Below are 17,971 nucleotides of genomic sequence, written 5' to 3'. Positions count from 1 at the left end.
TCTCTACTCCACTTGCGCGACGGCGGCGTTGATCCGCGAGATCGCCTCAGCCAGCACGTCTTCCCCGGTCGCCGTCGAAATACGGAAATAGGGTGAAAGTCCATAGGCGACGCCGGGCACCGACGCCACGCGGCCCTCACTCAGCAGATACTTCGCCACCGCAGTGTCGTCCTCCAGCACGTCGCCCTTGGGCGTCTTGCGGCCGATCAGGCTGGCGCAGCCGATATAGGCGTAGAACGCGCCTTCCGGCGGTGAAAGTGTCAGGCCATTGATCTTGCGGATACCGTCGACGACGAGGTCGCGGCGGGCCTCGAAGGCTTGCCGAAAGCGAGCGACCTCATCCTGCGGGCCGTTGAGCGCGGCGACGGTCGCCGCCTGCGCGATCGAGCACACCGAGGTGCAGGACTGGCTCTGGATCGTCGACATTGCCTTGACGAGCGGCGCCGGTCCCGCCGCGTAGCCGACGCGCCAGCCGGTCATCGCATAGGATTTCGAGACGCCGTTGACGATCAGCGTGCGGTCCTTGAGTTCTGGGCAAGCCTTTCCAAAAGAAACGAATTCGCGCCCGTCGAACAGGATGTGCTCGTAGATCTCGTCCGAGAGAATGAGCACATGCGGGTGCTTCGCCAGCACGGCTCCCAGCGCCTTCAGATCGGAGTGCGAATAGACCGCGCCGGAAGGATTGCCCGGCATGTTGAGGAAGAGCCACTTGGTTCTTGGTGTGATCGCCTTTTCCAGCAGAGCAGGCGTCAGCCGGAACCCGGTGGTCTCAGGGCACTCGACAACGACAGGCGTGCCGCCAAGCAGCTTCACCATCTCCGGATAGGAGACGAAGTAGGGCGCCGGCAGGATCGCCTCGTCACCGGGCTCCACTGTCGCCATCAGCGCGTTGAAGATGATCTGCTTGGCGCCGTTCGCCACCACGATGTCGTCGGCTGTGTAGTCCAGTCCGTTCTCGCGGCGGAACTTTCCTGCCACGGCCTCACGCACCTCAGCCGTGCCGGCTGCGGCGGTGTAGAGCGTCTGTCCGGCCTTGGCCGCGAAATGGGCGGCGTCGATGATGTGGAGCGGAGTCGGGAAATCGGGCTCGCCCAAACCAAGGTCGATCACGTCCACGCCCTTGGCGCGCAGCGCCTTGGCGGCCTGGGACGCAGCCATCGAGGCGGAAGGCTTGACCACCGACAGGCGCGAAGCAACATAGCTCATCAGTCGTTCTCCGAGATGTATCCCTTGGATCGGTCGTTGGCTCGTGCAGCGGCGCCGCGCTTGGCCGGGTCGCCATAGCCTCCGCCGCCCGGCAGCTCGAGGATCAATGTGCGGCCCGCGGGCACGTGCTGCCAGCCCTTGGGGCGCATCTTCGTGCCGTCATCCAGCTTGACCACGCCGGCGACGCCGGGCTTGCCGCCATTGCGCCCGCTCGGCGGGTGGTTCACGCGGTCGAACATGGCGGAGAAGTCGAACTCGTGGCCTTCGGTCGCGGCGATCTCGATGATTTGCCCGAGGCCGCCGCGGAACTCGCCATCGCCGCCGGAGTCCGGGCGAAGCTCCTTGCGCCAGATCACGATCGGGCCGGTGTGCTCCGTCGCCTCGATCGGCATCGTATGGACGCCTGACGGGAATGCCGTCGCTGACAATCCGTCGAGTTCGGGTCGGGCGCCCATGCCGCCGGAATTGAACATCAGCACTTCGGCGCGGCGGCCGGACATGCCTGCGGCCGGGCGAGCCGAGATGTGGATGTTCCACAGCGCGCCGGCGCCTTCGGCGAGGATCTTGCCGGGAAGCGCCTGAGAGAGCGCGCCGAGCACGAGATCGGGAACCATGTGGCCGAAGATATGGCGCAGCGCCACGGGCGCGGGCCGCACCGCATTCAGGATGTTGACCGGCGAAGACACGGTGAAGAAGGCGAGCGAGGCGGCATTGTTCGGGATGTCCGGCGCGACCACGCATTTCAGGGCATAGCAGGCATAGGCCTTGCTGTAGATGATCGGGCAGTTGATGCCCCAGCGGCTCATCGGATCGGTGCCGGTGAAGTCCACTTCGACATGGTCGTCACGGACCGAAACCGTGGCGGCCAGCTTGACCGGCTCGTCATATCCGTCCGTCACCAGCTCGTTCGACCAGCTTCCTTTCGGCAGCGCCTTGATGCGCTCCAGCATGGCGTCGCGGGTGCGCGAGAAGATGAAGTCGCCGAGCCCATCCAGCGATGCCAGGCCGATCTCCTTCATCATGTCGACCAGGCGGCGGTGACCGACCTCGTTGCAGGCGGCTAAAGAATAGAAATCGCCGACGACTTGGTTCGGCTCGCGGACATTGGCGCGCAGGATGCGGACGAGGTCGAGATTGACCTTGCCCTTTTCCGCGAACTTCATGATCGGAATCTGGATGCCTTCCTCATAGACCGACTTGCCGTCGGCGCCGAAGCCGCGCCCGCCGACATCGACGACATGCGCCGTGCAGGCGAAGAAGGCCACCAGCTCGCCGTTCAGGAAGGACGGTGACACCATCGTGATGTCGTGCAAATGGCCGGTACCCTGCCACGGATCGTTGGTGACGTAGGTGTCGCCTTCGAACATGGTGTCGCGCGGGATTTCGTTCATGAAATGCAGCACGGCTTCGGCCATGGTGTTGACGTGGCCCGGCGTGCCGGTGACCGCCTGCGCCAGCATCTGGCCGCGCGGGTCGAAGACGCCGGCCGAGAGGTCGCCGGATTCACGCACGGAGGTCGAGAAGGCCGTGCGCAGAAGCGTCAGCGCCTGTTCCTCGACCACCGAGATCAACCGGTTCCACATGACCTGCATGCGGATTTCGGCAATGCTGTTCATGCCCGGGTCGCTCATGCCTGGCTGCCTTTGCGGATCAGGAGGATCGCGCCATCGCTCTGGATGACGGCGTCGAAGCTCGTGGTGACTACGGTGGATGTCTCACGTTCCACGATGACGACGGGACCGGCCACGTGATCGCCGGCGCAAAGCGTGTCGCGCTCGACAATGCCGTAGCTGCGGGGTGCGCCGCTAACCGGATCGAAGACCGCACGGGTCGTCGTGGGTTCGCTCGTCTTCTTGCCCTTGGTCAGTTCGTGCCGCGTAACGGCCGGCCGAACGTCGGTCGCCTTGACCGACCACGTGACGATCTCGATCTCCAACCCGTCGAGCCCTTCGATGGCGCGGCCGAAGAAGCGTTGATAGCTTGCCTCGAACAGCGCCTTGAGGCTGGTGACGGCATCGTCGCCGAACGGTTCGTCCGATAGCTGCACCGGGATTTCCCAACCCTGCCCGGCATAGCGCATGAAGGCGGTGATCTCGCAGACGAAGCTGCCGCTGGCGCCCGTTCGCACGAAGCCTTCGGCGGATGCCTTGAGGTCGGCCAGCAGGGCGTTGACTTCGGCTGGTTTGAACCGGGACAGGCGCGTGAGTTTCGACGCCAGCGCTTCGTAGCCGAACGGTGCCTTGAGGAAGCCGATGGCCGAGCCGACGCCGGCGCCCCTCGGCACGATGCACTGGTCGATGCCGAGCTTCTCGCACAGCCTCGCCGCGTGAAGCGGTGCCGCGCCACCGAAGGCGATCATCAGATTGTCGGAGATGTTCTTGCCGTTTTCGACGGCATGGACGCGGGCGGCGTTCGCCATGTTCTCGTCGACCACCTCGCAGATGCCGAAGGCCGTCGACATCGCGTCGAGCGACAGCCGCTCGCCGACGTCTCGCAGGATGGCCTGCTCGGATGCCGCCGCGTCGAGCTTGATCGCGCCGCCGGCGAAGTTGTCCGGATCGAGCTTGCCAAGCACAAGGTCCGCATCGGTGATCGCCGGACGCTTGCCGCCGCGTCCGTAGCAGGCTGGACCCGGCTCGGATCCCGCGCTCTCGGGTCCGGTCTGGATGCGGCCCATTGCGTCGACCCAGGCTATGGAACCGCCGCCGGCGCCGATCTCGATCATCTCGATCACCGGAATGGAGATCGGCATGCCGGAGCCCTTCGAGAAGCGGTAGGTGCGCGCCACTTCGAAAGTTCTAGCCGTGCGCGGCGCATAGTCCTCGATCAGGCAGATCTTCGCGGTGGTGCCGCCCATGTCGTAGGAGACGACCTTTTCCAGGCCGAAGCGGCTGGCAATGTCGGCGGCGAAGATGGCGCCGCCCGCGGGGCCGGATTCGACCAGCCGTACAGGAAATTCCGAGGCCGTTTCGACCGAGATCAGCCCGCCGCCGGAATGGATCATGAAGACAGGGCACTCGGCGCCCATGTCCTTCAGGCGCGTCTGCAGGCGGGCGAGATAGTCGGCCATCTGCGGCCGCACATAGGCGTTGGCGCAGACCGTGTTGAAGCGCTCGAACTCGCGCATCTGCGGCGAGACTTCGGCGCTGATCGAAATCGGAACGCTGAGCCTCTTCGAGAGGATCTCGCGCGCTCGGCGCTCGTGGGCGGGATTGGCGTATGCATGGATGAAGCCGATCGCCACCGAGCCGAACCCGCCGGCCGCGATATGCCCGGCAATTTCCTCCAGGGCTGCTTCGTCGAGCGCCTGCAATTCCTGACCTTCAGCGCCGATACGGCCCTTGACCGTGAAGCGATCCTCTCGCGGGATCAGCGGCGTCGGCAGCCTCAGGTTCAGATCATATTGCTCGAAGCGGTTCTCCGTCCGCATCTCGATCACGTCGCGGAACCCTTCCGTCGTGATCAGCGCCGTCTTCGCGCCGCGACGCTCGATGAGCGCGTTGGTGGCGAGCGTCGTGCCATGGATGATGATGCCGATCTCGGCGGGCGTGATTCCGGCGTCCCGAGTGACGACAACGATGCCGTCGAGGATCGCCTGCTCGGGCGCGGAATAGTTGGTCAGCACCTTGGTCGAGAACATCTCTCCCCGTACGTCGAGGGCGATGTCGGTGAAGGTGCCGCCGATGTCCGCGCCGAGGCGGATGTCGTCAGTTCTGGAGGTCATGCCTTGGCCTTCTGCGAAGCGAGCGCGGCGTCGCGCATCTGGGAGAGGGTTTGCCGGGGCGTGAGCGCTTCGGGCGAAACGGCGATGTCGAGGACAGCGCCCGTCGTGGACTTCAGCGCCCTTTCGAAAGCCGCCGCGAAATCCCCGGTGGATTCGACCCGCTCGGCGTGGAAGCCATAGGCTTTTGCCAGCGCCACGAAGTCGGGATTCTCAAGCGAGGTGCCGGAAACGCGCGCGGGATAGTTACGCTCCTGATGCGCGCGGATCGTGCCGTAGATGCCGTTGTTGATGATGAGCACGATCGGCTGCGCTCCGGCCTGCATGGCGGTCCCGAGTTCCTGGCAGTTCATCTGGAAGTCGCCGTCGCCGGCGAAGCAGACCACCGTGCGCCGAGGGTGCGCGACCTTGGCCGCGATCGCCGCCGGCAGGCCGTAGCCCATGGCGCCGGATTGCGGAGCAAGCAGGCGGGCTTGCGGTCCGAACTTGAAGAACTTGTTCGGCCATACGGTGAAATTGCCGGCGCCATTGGTGAGGATGACGTCACCCGGCAGGTTCTGGCGCAGCCAGGCGCTGACCGCGACCATGTCGACCGGGCCCGGCTGCACCGGCGCGGCGAACGTTCCTTCGTAAGCCTTGCGCGCCGCCGCGCGCCAATCGGCCCAACTTCCTTCAATCGGGGTGAGAGCCTTTGCGAACGCGTTCGGGCCGGCGTGGATGCCGATCGTCGGTACATAGATCTTGCCGATCTCGCGGTCGGAACCATGCACATGGATCAGCTTCTGGCGCGGTTCCGGGACTTCCAGCAGCGTGTAGCCGTCGGTCGTCATCTCGCCGAAGCGCACATTGACGGCAAGGATCACATCGGCGTCGCGGATCAGGTTCTTGACATGGGGCACCATGCCGACGCCGGCTTCGCCGACGAAGACCGGCGAATTGTTGTCGAACTGGTCCTGATAGCGAAAGGCTGCCACGACGGGGATGCCGGAGGCTTCGGCGAAAGCCTGGAGCGCGGCGCGACCTTCGGCCGACCAATTGGCGCCGCCCATCAGCAGGACCGGCTTCTGCGCGGAGGACAGCAACCCGAGCGCCGATGCGACCGCATCCTGACTGGGCGCAGCTTCAAAAATCGACGCCGGTCCGCTGAGCGGCCGGGCGTCTGTCGCCGTCGTGAGCATGTCTTCCGGCAGCGCGACGACGACCGGGCCCGGCCGTCCGGTGAGCGCGGTGGTCCAGGCGCGGGCGACGATTTCGGGCAGGCGTGCAACGTCGTCGATCTCGACCGCCCATTTCGCCACGGTTCCGAACACTGCCCGGTAGTCGATTTCCTGGAAGGCCTCGCGCCCTTTCATATCGGTGCCGACCTGGCCGACGAAGAGGATCATCGGCGAGCTGTCCTGCATGGCTGTATGCACGCCGATACCGGCATTGGTCACGCCGGGGCCGCGCGTGACGAAGCAGATGCCCGGCGAACCGGTCAGCTTGCCGTAAGCGGAGGCCATGAAGGCCGCGCCGCCTTCGTTGCGGCACAGCACATAGTCCAGCTTGCCTTGGGTATCGTGCAGCGCGTCGAGGACGGCCAGATAGGATTCGCCGGGAACGCCGAAGCTCTTGGTCGCGCCCAAGGCGATCAGGCATTCGACAAGAAGGTGACCGCCGTTGCGGACCATGCTTCGACATCCTCTCAAACTGGCGACAGGCGGACCGAGCCTGCCCTTCGCAACTATACCTGCACTGTGGCCGGTCGAGGCGAAATCAAGAAATGCGGACTATTCGAAAGTTTTTCTTTACTGTGCTGTTTGCACCAAAACACCGGGGTTCATCGTGCGCAGCGGATCGAGCGCCTGCTTCAGCCGCGCCATGAGGTCACGCTCCACGAAGCTCCGGTTCTGCTCGGCCATCGCGATCTTGGCGCGCCCGAGCCCATGCTCGGCCGCGAAGCTGCCCCCTATCTTCGTGGCGAGCGCCGCCAGCGCTGCTGCGAACTCCGCCGCCTTGCCTTCGAAATCGGTGCGGCCTTCCGGCGGCGATAGATTGTAGTGAATGTTGCCGTCGCCGAGATGTCCGAACGGGTTGATCCGCACGCCGGGTAGAATATCGCCGCAGAGCCCCGCGCCGGCTTCGATGAAGCTGGCGATGGCGCCCGGCGGCACCGAGATGTCGTGCTTGAGTTGCGCGCCCTCCAGCCGCTGCCCCTCGGGCTGTTCCTCGCGCAGCCGCCAGAATTGCGCCCGCTGTGCGCCCGACGTGGCAACCGCCCCATCGATGACGTGACCTTGCTCCATACCCCATTCCAACGCCGAACTGAGGATTTCATCCAGGGGAATACGCGTCGAGCCGGAGGCCAGTTCGACGAGCAGATAGACATCACCCCTGGTGTCCAATTGATAGGCAAGATCGGGCAGATGCTTGAGCGCCAGTGTCAGGCCGATATCGGAGAAGAATTCGAGGCCTGAAAGGAACTCTCCGGCTTCGGCGCGCAGAAAGGCGCCGAACGAAACGGCGGCGGCAAAATCAGCCATCACCAGAAGGGCGCTCGCCTGCTGCCTTGGTGTTGGGTAGAGCCGAAGCACCGCACGCGTGACGATGCCGAGCGTGCCTTCAGCGCCGCAAAACAGCTTGCGCAACTGATAGCCGGCATTGTCCTTCTGCACGGCGCGCAGGCCGTCCCACACCGCGCCGTCCGGCGTCACGACTTCCAGGCCGAGAACAAGATCCTGCATCATCCCATAACGGAATGCCTGGCTGCCGCCGGCATTGGTGCCGATCAGGCCGCCGATGCGGGCACTGCCTTCCGCGCCGAGATGCATCGGGAACATAAGGCCGTGCGGCTCCAGCGCCTCGTGCAGCGCGGCGAGCACCACGCCTGCCTCGACCAGGATCGATCCGCTGTCGGCGTCCGGCTTGCCGATCGCAGTCATTCGGGAAAGCGAGACGATCACCGCATTCGGCTGCCCGGCAACGGCGCCGCCGCACAGCCCGGTGTTGCCGCCTTGCGGGACCACGGCAAGGCCCGCCTCGCTGCATGCCGTGACGACTGCCGCGACTTCGGCCGTGCTGGCCGGCCTGGCAACGCCCAGGGGCGCGACGCCGTAACGGTCGAGCCAGTCGCGCTGGTAGGGCAGGGCGTCGACGCCGGTAAGCCAGCCTTTCGGGCCGAGAATCTCCTGCAATGCGACTGTCGGATCGGCCATGGCTTACCTGTGTGAACTGCGGCTGGATCTTATGGCTCAATGGCCCAGCACTTGCGATAGGAATTGCCGCGTGCGCTCACTCCGCGAAGCGGTGAAGAACTCTTCCGGCGGCGCCTCTTCGACGATCTCGCCGGCATCCATGAAGATCACCCGGTCGGCGACACGGCGCGCGAAACCCATCTCATGGGTGACACAGATCATCGTCATGCCCTCCGAAGCAAGCGTCACCATGACGTCCAGCACTTCCGAAATCATTTCCGGGTCGAGCGCCGAGGTCGGCTCGTCGAACAGCATGATCTGCGGCTGCATGCAAAGCGCGCGTGCGATCGCCACACGCTGCTGCTGCCCGCCGGAGAGCTGGCCGGGGAACTTCATCGCCTGCTCCGGGATGCGCACCTTCTCCAGATAACGCTGGGCCGTTGCCTCAACCTCCGCGCGCGGCTGCTTGCGTACGATCATCGGCGCGATCATGCAGTTCTCCAGCACGGTCATGTGCGGGAACAGGTTGAAGTGCTGGAACACCATGCCGACTTCGCGCCTGATACCGTCGATGTTGCCGACGTCGTCGTCGAGTTCGGTGCCGAGCACGGTGATGCGGCCGCCATTGTGCTGCTCGAGCCGGTTGATGCAGCGGATCATGGTGGATTTGCCAGAGCCCGAGGGACCGCAAATGACGATCTTTTCGCCCCGCTCGACCGAAAGGTTCACGTTCCGCAGCGCGTGGAACGAGCCATAATATTTGTCGAGATTCTCGATCCGGACCGCAGGGCCTGTAGGTTGCGTCGAAATCATTGGCGCGGCCCTTACCTTTCGCCGACCGACATGCGGCGCTCAAGGAAGGCGCCGTAGCGGGAGAGGCTGAAGACGAAGACGAAATAGATGAAGGCGATGAAGGCGTAGACCTCGACATAGGCGAAGCGCCATTCGCCAGTCCCGTAGGCGGCATTGCCGGACGCCAGGATCTCGAAGAAGCCGACGATGACCACCAGCGAGGTTTCCTTGAACGAGATGACGAACTGGTTGATCGTCGCCGGAAGCGCGTTGCGCATGGCCTGGGGCAGGAGGATGCGGCTGATGCGCTGCCAGTAGCTCATGCCGAGCGCCATGGCGGCTTCCTCCTGTCCCGTCGGAACGCCCTGCATGCCGCCTCGCACGATCTCGGCCTGATAGGCCGAGAAGAACAAGGCCGAACCGACGATGACCCTATAGAGCTTGTCGCCCACCAGCCATTGCGGCATGGCGAAAGGCAGCACGATGGCAAAGGTGAACAGGATCGAGATCAGCGGCAGCGAACGGACCGCGTCGATGATCAATCCGGTGGTTCGCGAAATCCAGGGCAGCTCGGAGCGACGCAGCAGCGCCAGGCAGATCGCCAGCGGGAAGCCGATCAGGCAAGTCGTGACGAAGATGAACAGCGTCAGCGCCAACCCGCCCCAGGTCTCCTCGCCGACATAGGGCAGGCCGAGCACGCCACCCTTCATCAGCACATAAAAGAGCGCGGTTCCGATCCCCCACACGAGCGTGATGCGGCGTCCGGTCCAGAAGGCCGGAATGCAGCTCAGCACCGTCATGACCACCACGCTCACGCAGGCCAGTGCGGAGCGCCACTGCTCCTCATAGGGATAGAGACCGAAGAGGATGATCCGCCATCTCGCCGCGATGACCGACCAGCAGGCGCCGGCGGCTGCCTGGCAGGCTTCCGGTCCGCCGGTGGTGGTGAAGACGGCCGAAAAGACCGCCCAGTTGAGCAGTTTCCAAGCCAGGTAAACCATGATCGTCAGCGAGATCAGCGACAGGATCGCCTGCAACGGCGTCGCGAAGAAGCGGCGCTTCAGGTCCTCGAGTTTGCCTGGGGCAGGGGGAGCGACAATGACCATCTCCATGCTTTCACCCCCTCAGTTGATTGCCCTTGAGGGCAATGGCCTTGTTGATACGGTTGAAGATGGCGGCGAGGCTGAGATTGATGGTCAGGAAGCCCGCCATCAGGATGCCGATCGCCTCGATGGTCTGGCCGGAATGGTTGATCGTCAGCGCCACGATCATGAAGAAATCGGCAAAGCCGACGGCGATGCCCATCGTGGTCGCCTTCATCAGCCAGACATACTGGTTGGCAAGGATTGGCAGCATGGCGCGAAGCGCCAGAGGCAGCCGCACCAGGGTGAAGACGCGCCAGGGGCTGAGCCCCAGCGAGAGCGCCGCCTCCGTCTGTCCTTTGCCGACGGCCTTGAAGCCGCCGCGCACGATCTCCGCGATGTAGGATCCGCCATAGATGGCAATGGCGATGGCTAGAGCGGAAAACTCCGGCGGGATGCGCAGGCCGCCCCTCAGGTTGAGACCTTGCAGCGCCGGGAAGTCGAGCAGCGGCGCGTCCGGCTGGCGGCCGAGGGCCAGGATGACGGCCGCGCAAGCCAGTGCTGCCGCCGCGCCCGCAAACTGGACGCCGAACCGCTCGCCGACCGGTCGGCTGAGACGCGCCGTGCTTCCCAGCCAGACCGGAATTGCGGCGGCGGCGATCAGAGCCAATATGGCGCCCGACAGTGCAGTGCCGCTGACGTTGGGAACCGGCATGTAGAGGCCGCGGCTGGTGAGCAGAAAACCCCAGGCTTCATGCGCGGCGCGCGGCGTCGGCAGGTGTGTGATGACCGCGTACCAGAAAAAGACCTGGAGGATCAGCGGGATGTTGCGGAAAATGTCGACATAGGTGCGGCCGAGCAATTGCGCGAGTTCGTTGGACGAGGTCCGCGCCAGTCCGACGATCGTCCCGACGATGGTCGCCAGGATCAGCCCGACACTTCCCAGGAAAAGCGTGTTGATGATTCCGATGAGGAAGTACCACCAGTAGGGATCGTTCGCGGTGACCGGCAGCAGCGAGAAGGTGACATCCCAACCCGTGGACTTGAACAGAAAGTCGAAACCGGACGTGATGCCTTGCTCGGCGAGGTTCCGCCGCGCGATCAAGGCGCAAGCCAGGACCAGCCCGGCAAGCGTACCGACGTAGAGGACCTGCAACAGCGCGTTGCGGACCTTCTGATTTCTCAGCAGGCGGATCATCAGGATCTTTCCCGAATTGTCGCCGCCCCGCCCGGCGGGAACCGGGCGGGGCTTGCAGCGAGGTGCGTCAGAGAGGGATCAGTCGATCACCAGCGGGAACAGGACGCCGCCCTTGTTCCAGAGGTTGGTCAACTCACGGTCCATCTTGTAGGGCGACTCCTTGCCAAGGTCGCGATCGAAGATCTCGCCGTAGTTGCCGACCTTCTTGATCACATTGTAGGCCCAGTCGTCGGGAAGGCCGAGGCCCTTGCCCATGCCGGGCGTGACGCCGAGGAACTTGGCGACCTGCGGCGAGGTCGGCTTTGCCTTGATCTCGTCGACGTTCTTGGAGTTGATGCCTTCCTGTTCGGCAAAGGTCAGCGCGGTGAGCGTCCAGTTGGCGATGTTCAACCAGTTGTCGTCGCCCTGGCGCACGATCATGACTTCAGGCTCGACGGCGAGCACGTCGGGCAGGATGACATGATCTTCGACCTTGCCTTTCGCGGCGCGCGCGATGGCGAGCACCGGTCCCCACTGCGCATAGAGGTCGCAGCGTCCCGAGAAATAGGCCTGTTCGAGTTCTTCGGTCTTTTCGATGACCACCGGCTCGAGCTTGATGCCGATCTTCTGCGCGTAAGCCGCCACCTGCTGCTCCTGCGAGGTGCCGGCGGGAATGCAGATGGTGCCGCCATTGGCGTCCTTGAGCGACTTCAGGTTCAGCTCCTTGTGCGCCATCACCTTGGTCGTCCCGAGATAATAGGACGACGAGAATTGCAGGCCGAGTTCCGTGTTTCGGCTGAGTGTGCCACCGGACGCCTTGATGATGATGTCGACATCGCCCGACTGCAGCGACGGCCAACGCTGCGCCCAGCTGATCGGCACGATCTTCAGCTTCGCCGGGTCGCCGAACACGGCGGTGGCCACCGCCCGGCAGAGGTCGATGTCCATGCCCTTCCAGTTGCCCTTGTCGTCCACCTCGGCAAAGCCGAGATAGGAACCGTCATGGCCGGTGCAGTTGAGCATGCCGCGCGCCTTGACGGTGTCCAGCGTCTTGCCGCCGGCTGCTTGCGCGGGCGCCGCCAGGTGAACGAGGCCCAGGGCCATGGCTACGGCCCCCCATTTGATCATGTTCATGGTTGTTGTCTCCACTGTTGAGGTTGTTCCGTTTCTTGTTGTTGGAGCCCCGCAAGATGCCTTCGGGACCCTGTCTCTGAGCCGCTTCTCAGTCGGAAAGCGGGGTCGGTTTCGGCAAGGAGAGCTTCAGGTCGCTCCGCCAGTCCTCTTGGGACAGCCATCGATGCAGCGCGGCCACCGCCTTCACGCGCAGATGCCCGCGCGGGACGACCAGATAGAAGCCGGGGACCTCCTCCGGCCGCATATCGGCGATGGCATCCCGGCCGATCGGCGCCACCAGCGCGCCGGAGCGGAAGTCCTCCTCGGCATCGATGACGGAAACCAGGCCGACGCCGATGCCTTGCAGGGTCGCCCTGCGCATGGTCGCGGCGTCGTCGAAGCTGATGCTGCGGTCGCCATCCGTCAGCTCGACGCCAAGGTGCCGCAATATGTCCGGCCACAGCCGCTTCGACTTGACGGTGTCGAGCAGCGTGAACTTCGTCAGGTCACGCGCCGACTTGATCTTTTCGCCGATCGCGGGCGTACAGCAGATGATCTTCGGGTCCGGCACAAGGAGCGTGGTCTCGTAATCCGGCCAATTGCCGTAGCCCCATTGCACCGTCATATCGATGTCGTCGCGCCCGAAGTCGGGCAGGTCGACCATGGTGGTCAGGCGCAGATCGGCACCCGGCAACATCTCGCGGAACAGCGAGAGCCTCGGCAGCAGATAATGGGTGGCGAAGTAGGGGCTGGCATTGAGGTTGATGCGGTCGCGGTAGTTCGACTTGGTGACGCGGCGAACGCCTTCGGAAAACTCGTCGAAGCCGGCCTTGACGTAGTGCGAAAGCAGGATCGCCGACTCCGTCAATTCGATCGACCGGCCCTTGCGTTCGAAGAGCGTCACCTGGAGCGTGTCTTCAAGCAGCTTGATCTGCTGTCCGACCGCCTGCGGCGTCACCAGGAGTTCGTCGGCTGCCTGCCGGAAGCTCTTGTGTTGGGCGACGGCGTGGAAGACGCGGAGCGCGTTGAGCGAAGGAAGGCGAAGCTTGCCGGTCATCGTGAAGTCCGCCTCCTTTCGTTCGCGACTCCGTTGGTCATGCACTGCCGTATTTTCAGATGCCGCCGGCTTCTGAAGACTGGTTCATGCGTAGATGTAACCGCCTGAGACGATTACATTTTCGCCGGTCATGTAGGTGTTCTTCGGTCCGCCGGTCATCAGCACCCATTCGGCGATCTCGGTGGGTTCGGCGCCGCGGCCGAGCGGGCTTGCCTTGGCGAGTTCCTCCAGGAAGCCGAGCGCCTTGGCCTTCTCGGTGGCCATGCCGGCCGGCGCCACGGAATTCACCAGGATCCCGTCCTTTGCGACGTGATGGGCAAAGGAGCGCGTAAGGCTGACCACGGCCGCCTTCGTCGCGGCATAGTGCGCGTTCTGCGGATGCGCCTTGAACGCGTCGACCGACGTCAGGTTGACGATCCGCCCGCGCACGTTGGCCTTCGGCTCCTGCGCCTGCATGTGGCGCACGGCGGCCACCATCATGTGATAGGTACCCTTGATGTTGATGCCGTTGGAGGCATCCCACTCGGCGTCGTTGATTTCGAGGATCGGCCGGCGAGGATAGATGGCGGCGCAATTGATCAGCGTGTCGACCCGGCCGAGCTTCGCCGCGATCGCGTCGAAGGCGGCGTGGCTCTGCGGGCCGACCTGGATGTCGCAGGTCGCGGCCGCGGTCGGCAGGCCCTTGGCCTTTGCAGGAGCGAGCGCGCTCTCGGCTGCCTCCAGGTTGATGTCGATGATGCCGATTTTTGCGGCGCCGGCTTCGACCGCCATGCGTACCAGAAGCGCGCCGAGGCCGGCGCCGCCACCAACGATCAGAACCGAAAGGTCTTTCATGCCTGTTTTCCTTACTTGGTGCCGCTCGGCGAAGTGGGCCAGGTCGGCATGATGTCGAAACGGGTGACGTCGGCCCATGCGGGGAGCGCAAGCACGCCGACCACCATCCTGGCGACGTCATCCGGCTGCACGACTTTGCTGGCGTACATCGCCGTGCGGGCCTCGACGCCGAGGATGTCCTTGTAGAGCTGTGTCTCGACACGGCCGGCGACGATTTCGGTCACTCGGATCCCGTATTGCGAGAGGTCGGCGCGCAACGCGCCGGCAAAGCCGGAGATTGCCGCCTTGGTGGCCGAATAGACGGCGATATTGGAAAACGCCGCATGGCCCGCGACCGAGCCTGTGAACAGGATATGCCCCGACTGCCGCTCGCGCATCTGCGGCACGACGAGGCGGGTGAGCAGAATCGCCGCGCTGAGGTTCACCTCGAGCGTGGTGTCGATGTCGGCGATCTTCATGTCGGCGAAATTGCCAAGCGGCGGCATGATGCCGGCGTTGTTGATCAGGACGTCGATGGTGAGATCCGCCAGCACCGATTCCAGCGCCTCGCGGTCGGTGACGTCCACGGCGATCGGCACGATGCCTGGCCGCTCGGCCTGCAGTTCCTTGAGCGCGGCCTGGCTGCGGCCGACCGCATAGACGTCGTAGCCGGCATCGCTCAATGCTATCGCCATGGCGCGGCCTATGCCGCTTGTCGCTCCGGTGATGAAGGCTGTTGTCACGTGGGCTTTCCCGATTGCCTGGCGTCAGTTTGCGGCCTCTGCCGACACCGCGAAACCAAGAAAACCAGCAAAAAGGAAAGATAAACTTTCGAAAACCCTCGCCGCGCTCGAAATGTTCTACGCTTGCGGTCTGATCGCAAACGCTGCAAACCAAAGGAAAACAAGGTCTTCGGCACAAGGGGTGCGCTTCCGGCCGTCCGGTTTGGCAAAAACATGGCTTTCGCAAAACACCCGGCGCTCTTCTCCGCTTAAGGCGCGCGGAATTGTAAGCCGCCGGCCTTGTCAGCCGGTCGTAACCGGCCTTTTCATCTCGGTGAACAGCGAGGCCGCAGCCGCCTTCTGTTCGGCGTCGGTCGCCTCGACGCCGGAGGCTTTCGCCAGCGCGCGCACGCGTCCGAGGCTGTTCTGCAGGTGTTTGCGCATGGCCTGTCGGGCCTTGCTCCCGTCCTTTTTTTCGATGGCATCGACAATGGCTTCGTGCTCGCCGTGGATGCGCGCGTAGTAGCTGTCCTTGAGAGCGGGCTCGACGACGTAGCCAAGCTGGAAACGCGGCACGATCATCGGCCTGAGATAGGCAAGGAAGCCGTGGATGAACTCGTTGCGCGCGGCCTTGGCGATGGCCAGGTGGAAATCATAGTCATAGTGGATCTGGATGGCTGCGGGATCCGCCTGCTGGGAGTCGATCTCATCCATCATGGCCCTGATGTCGCCCGCTTCCTTGTCGGTGCGACGCTCGGCGCAAAGCCCGGCCGATTCCACTTCGACGCTCAACCTGAGTTCGAGCAAGGCGATGGTCTCCGGTAGGGTCCGCAGCGCTTCGTCCGGGATGGAGAAATTGCGCGGAGACGGCGTTTCGCTGACGAACATGCCGCGCCCTTGCTGCGGCACCACCATGCCGTCCGAGCGCAGCCGCGCCACCGCCTCTCGCACGACGGTGCGGCTGACATCATACTCGGCGCAAAGCTCCGCTTCGGTCGGCAATTGCTCGCCGGGCTGCAACTGTCCGGAGCGGATCTTTTCGGCCAGGCTCTCCGCCACGACGGTGGAAAGTGGCTTGCGCTTCGTCATTTAGGTCCTTCCGTTCAAGTTCAGATTCGGGATGATGTCCGAACCGGCAAGACCATTCAAACCGCCGCGGTGACGATCAACTCGACCAGCATGCCCGGCTTGGCCATCCGACCTTCGCCGGAGGAGCGCGCCGGTGCATGTTCCTTTGGCATCCAGGCGTCCCACACCGTGTTGACCTCGTCGAAATCGCGCACGTCGTCCAGCCACATCTGGACGTGTAGGATGCGGGTCTTGTCGGTGCCCGCCTTGGCGAGCAGCGCATCTATCTTGCCGAGCACCTCGCGCATCTGGTCGGCCGCGGACTGTCCCGGCCGGGCGACCTGGCCGGTGAGGTAGAGCGTGCCGTTGTGGATGACGCCGTGATGGATACGGGTGTCGAAATCGAAGCGGTGGATATCGCTCACGGAATGCCTCTCAGATTGCCGGCGTTTGCCGGATGGGATTGCCTTGCAAATATTGCGCGTAGGGCGCCTGGACGAGCCAGCCGGCGTCGACCGGAAGCGTGACGCCGGTGATCGACGCGGCGCGGCCGGAACAGAGGAACAGGGCCGCCTCGGCGACGTCGCGCGGTTCGACGAAGCGGCGCAGCGCCGTGGTTGCCTGGATGGCTTCCGGGTTGCGCTCGCCCTTGGCGATCTTCGCCTTCAGTCCGTCGGAAAGCGTGTAGCCCGGCGCCACGGCATTGACGCGAACGCCATGCGGGCCGAGCTCGGCGGCCAGCATCTGTGTCAGCGCCAGGACCGCGTGCTTTCCGGGCGTGTAGGCCGGCAGCGAGAGCGGCGCGAATGAGGCAAGCGAGCCGACATTGAGGATCGCGCCCCGTCCGGCCGCCGACATCAGCCGGCCGAACACCTGGCAGCCGAGTAGCGTGCCGCGATAATTGATGCGCCACATCCGCTCGTCCTCGTCGAGGTCCTGATCGAGCACATGCTTGCCGCTCTGCAGGATCCCGGCGCAGTTGACCACGGCGTGGGGTGCACCGAACATTTCCGCGACGACTTTCGCCAAGGCCTCGACCGAAGCAGGATCGGCGACATCAGTCTGGACAAAGAGCGCGCGCGGCGCGCCTGCATTCTCGCAGGTGCCGGCCGCTTCCTTGCCTCTTACAGCATCGCGGCCGGCGACCACCACCTGATAGCCGTCCTCGGCGAAGCGCAGCGCGATGGCGCGTCCGATGCCGGACGTGCCACCGATGACGACGGCGGCGAACGCGTCAGCCATTGCGGCGGCCTTTGCGCTCGATGTCGAAGAATTCGGCCATAGCTTCGACCTGGAAATCCATCATCGGGCGCCCAGGCTGGATGCGGCAGCCGATCTGCTTCGCCGCCTTGAGCAGCGCCGTCTCCGCCGGCTCCATGATGATGTCGACTACGGTCATGCCAGGGGTCAGCTTGCTCACGTCCATCGGCAGCGGATCCGTGGCCTTCAATCCGGAAGGCGTAGCGTTGATTGCCATGTCCATGCCGGACGGATCCGGCTCGCCAACCTCGATGCGGCAGTTGGGGAAGGTCTTGTTGACCAGCGAGGCGAGTTTTGCCGCCCGTTCCTTGTCGATATCGGCCAAATGGATTTCCGCCGCCCCTTGCTCAGCAAGGCAATAAGTCAGCGAGGCGCCCGCGCCGCCGGCGCCGACCTGGAGGATGCGCTTGCCCGCGATCTGGTGTCCGCCGGCCTTCAGTCCGTCGATGAAGCCTACGCCGTCGAAATTGTCGGCATACCAGCTGCCGTCGGCCTGCCTGCGAACCGAGTTGGCGCTCTGCACGCGCGCGGCGCGGTCGTGCGCGGCCGCGCATTTGTGGTAGACGGGGACCTTGTACGGCACCGAGATGATCACGCCCCGGATGTTCTCGGCCGCCGTGATCCCAGCCCAGAAGGTGTCGAAATCTTCCGGGCGGCAGCTCAAAGGCACCATCAGGCTGTCGAGACCTTTCTGTTCGAAGATCTCGTTGAACATGCCGGGGCTCTTCGCGTGACCCACTGGATGGGCCAGCATGACGAAAACATCGGCCTTGCCGGTTCCGCGCAT

16 protein-coding genes are annotated in these 17,971 nt (G+C 64.4%); all 16 read right to left on the bottom strand.

Annotation, left to right across the window (positions count from 1 at the left end; translation table 11 throughout):
* Nucleotides 1-3 precede the first annotated feature (3 nt).
* Entirely contained in the window at nucleotides 4-1,206 is a 1,203-nt protein-coding gene (locus Q0L57_RS32275) for a pyridoxal phosphate-dependent aminotransferase (protein WP_296747146.1), read from the bottom strand.
* On the bottom strand, nucleotides 1,206-2,822 hold the full coding sequence (locus tag Q0L57_RS32270) for a hydantoinase B/oxoprolinase family protein (protein ID WP_296747161.1): 1,617 nt from the start codon (nucleotides 2,820-2,822) through the stop codon (nucleotides 1,206-1,208). Before Q0L57_RS32270 ends, Q0L57_RS32275 begins: the two co-directional genes overlap by 1 nt.
* A gap of 11 nt (nucleotides 2,823-2,833) precedes the next feature.
* Nucleotides 2,834-4,930, bottom strand: coding sequence for a hydantoinase/oxoprolinase family protein (locus Q0L57_RS32265; RefSeq protein WP_296747145.1), 2,097 nt, complete (start codon nucleotides 4,928-4,930; stop codon nucleotides 2,834-2,836).
* Nucleotides 4,927-6,597 carry a thiamine pyrophosphate-binding protein gene (locus Q0L57_RS32260; protein WP_296747144.1) on the bottom strand — a complete coding sequence of 557 codons (1,671 nt, stop codon included), beginning with the start codon at nucleotides 6,595-6,597 and terminating at the stop codon, nucleotides 4,927-4,929. Before Q0L57_RS32260 ends, Q0L57_RS32265 begins: the two co-directional genes overlap by 4 nt.
* Before the next feature lie 117 nt (nucleotides 6,598-6,714).
* On the bottom strand, nucleotides 6,715-8,121 hold the full coding sequence (locus tag Q0L57_RS32255; protein WP_296747143.1) for an FAD-binding oxidoreductase: 1,407 nt from the start codon (nucleotides 8,119-8,121) through the stop codon (nucleotides 6,715-6,717).
* Nucleotides 8,122-8,157: 36 nt separating this feature from the next.
* Nucleotides 8,158-8,913, bottom strand: coding sequence for an amino acid ABC transporter ATP-binding protein (locus Q0L57_RS32250; protein WP_296747142.1), 756 nt, complete (start codon nucleotides 8,911-8,913; stop codon nucleotides 8,158-8,160).
* Nucleotides 8,914-8,924: 11 nt separating this feature from the next.
* Entirely contained in the window at nucleotides 8,925-10,004 is a 1,080-nt protein-coding gene (locus Q0L57_RS32245; protein ID WP_296747141.1) for an amino acid ABC transporter permease, read from the bottom strand.
* Nucleotides 10,005-10,008: 4 nt separating this feature from the next.
* A complete protein-coding gene (locus Q0L57_RS32240) occupies nucleotides 10,009-11,172 on the bottom strand; it encodes an ABC transporter permease subunit (RefSeq protein ID WP_296747140.1) in 1,164 nt (387 codons plus the stop codon).
* 78 nt (nucleotides 11,173-11,250) lie between these two features.
* A complete protein-coding gene (locus Q0L57_RS32235; RefSeq protein ID WP_296747139.1) occupies nucleotides 11,251-12,285 on the bottom strand; it encodes an amino acid ABC transporter substrate-binding protein in 1,035 nt (344 codons plus the stop codon).
* A gap of 88 nt (nucleotides 12,286-12,373) precedes the next feature.
* Nucleotides 12,374-13,321: a LysR substrate-binding domain-containing protein gene (locus tag Q0L57_RS32230; RefSeq protein ID WP_296747138.1), complete on the bottom strand. Its 948-nt coding sequence runs from the start codon at nucleotides 13,319-13,321 to the stop codon at nucleotides 12,374-12,376.
* 84 nt (nucleotides 13,322-13,405) lie between these two features.
* Nucleotides 13,406-14,155: an SDR family oxidoreductase gene (locus Q0L57_RS32225; RefSeq protein WP_296747137.1), complete on the bottom strand. Its 750-nt coding sequence runs from the start codon at nucleotides 14,153-14,155 to the stop codon at nucleotides 13,406-13,408.
* Nucleotides 14,156-14,166: 11 nt separating this feature from the next.
* Nucleotides 14,167-14,877 carry an SDR family oxidoreductase gene (locus Q0L57_RS32220; RefSeq protein WP_296747136.1) on the bottom strand — a complete coding sequence of 237 codons (711 nt, stop codon included), beginning with the start codon at nucleotides 14,875-14,877 and terminating at the stop codon, nucleotides 14,167-14,169.
* 282 nt (nucleotides 14,878-15,159) lie between these two features.
* Nucleotides 15,160-15,945, bottom strand: coding sequence for a FadR/GntR family transcriptional regulator (locus Q0L57_RS32215; protein ID WP_296747135.1), 786 nt, complete (start codon nucleotides 15,943-15,945; stop codon nucleotides 15,160-15,162).
* Between the two features lie 56 nt (nucleotides 15,946-16,001).
* Nucleotides 16,002-16,349, bottom strand: a complete 348-nt coding sequence (locus tag Q0L57_RS32210) for a RidA family protein (protein ID WP_296747134.1) — start codon at nucleotides 16,347-16,349, stop codon at nucleotides 16,002-16,004.
* Between the two features lie 10 nt (nucleotides 16,350-16,359).
* Nucleotides 16,360-17,166 (bottom strand): SDR family oxidoreductase, encoded by an 807-nt coding sequence (locus Q0L57_RS32205; RefSeq protein WP_296747133.1) that lies wholly within the window; start codon nucleotides 17,164-17,166, stop codon nucleotides 16,360-16,362.
* Nucleotides 17,159-17,971: a shikimate dehydrogenase gene (locus tag Q0L57_RS32200; RefSeq protein ID WP_296747132.1), complete on the bottom strand. Its 813-nt coding sequence runs from the start codon at nucleotides 17,969-17,971 to the stop codon at nucleotides 17,159-17,161. The genes Q0L57_RS32205 and Q0L57_RS32200 overlap by 8 nt, the downstream gene beginning before the upstream one ends.

This window comes from Mesorhizobium sp., from assembly GCF_024509055.1.
GTDB lineage: Bacteria > Pseudomonadota > Alphaproteobacteria > Rhizobiales > Rhizobiaceae > Mesorhizobium.
This window is presented reverse-complemented; position numbering and strand designations above follow the sequence as displayed.

Bases quoted from the DNA above. Each gene is read 5' to 3' on its own strand.
- Q0L57_RS32275 (WP_296747146.1), bottom strand. From the start codon at position 1,206: ATGAGCTATGTTGCTTCGCGCCTGTCGGTGGTCAAGCCTTCCGCCTCG.
- Q0L57_RS32270 (WP_296747161.1), bottom strand. From the start codon at position 2,822: ATGAACAGCATTGCCGAAATCCGCATGCAGGTCATGTGGAACCGGTTG.
- Q0L57_RS32265 (WP_296747145.1), bottom strand. From the start codon at position 4,930: ATGACCTCCAGAACTGACGACATCCGCCTCGGCGCGGACATCGGCGGC.
- Q0L57_RS32260 (WP_296747144.1), bottom strand. From the start codon at position 6,597: ATGGTCCGCAACGGCGGTCACCTTCTTGTCGAATGCCTGATCGCCTTG.
- Q0L57_RS32255 (WP_296747143.1), bottom strand. From the start codon at position 8,121: ATGGCCGATCCGACAGTCGCATTGCAGGAGATTCTCGGCCCGAAAGGC.
- Q0L57_RS32250 (WP_296747142.1), bottom strand. From the start codon at position 8,913: ATGATTTCGACGCAACCTACAGGCCCTGCGGTCCGGATCGAGAATCTC.
- Q0L57_RS32245 (WP_296747141.1), bottom strand. From the start codon at position 10,004: ATGGAGATGGTCATTGTCGCTCCCCCTGCCCCAGGCAAACTCGAGGAC.
- Q0L57_RS32240 (WP_296747140.1), bottom strand. From the start codon at position 11,172: ATGATCCGCCTGCTGAGAAATCAGAAGGTCCGCAACGCGCTGTTGCAG.
- Q0L57_RS32235 (WP_296747139.1), bottom strand. From the start codon at position 12,285: ATGAACATGATCAAATGGGGGGCCGTAGCCATGGCCCTGGGCCTCGTT.
- Q0L57_RS32230 (WP_296747138.1), bottom strand. From the start codon at position 13,321: ATGACCGGCAAGCTTCGCCTTCCTTCGCTCAACGCGCTCCGCGTCTTC.
- Q0L57_RS32225 (WP_296747137.1), bottom strand. From the start codon at position 14,155: ATGAAAGACCTTTCGGTTCTGATCGTTGGTGGCGGCGCCGGCCTCGGC.
- Q0L57_RS32215 (WP_296747135.1), bottom strand. From the start codon at position 15,945: ATGACGAAGCGCAAGCCACTTTCCACCGTCGTGGCGGAGAGCCTGGCC.
- Q0L57_RS32205 (WP_296747133.1), bottom strand. From the start codon at position 17,166: ATGGCTGACGCGTTCGCCGCCGTCGTCATCGGTGGCACGTCCGGCATC.
- Q0L57_RS32200 (WP_296747132.1), bottom strand. From the start codon at position 17,971: ATGCGCGGAACCGGCAAGGCCGATGTTTTCGTCATGCTGGCCCATCCA.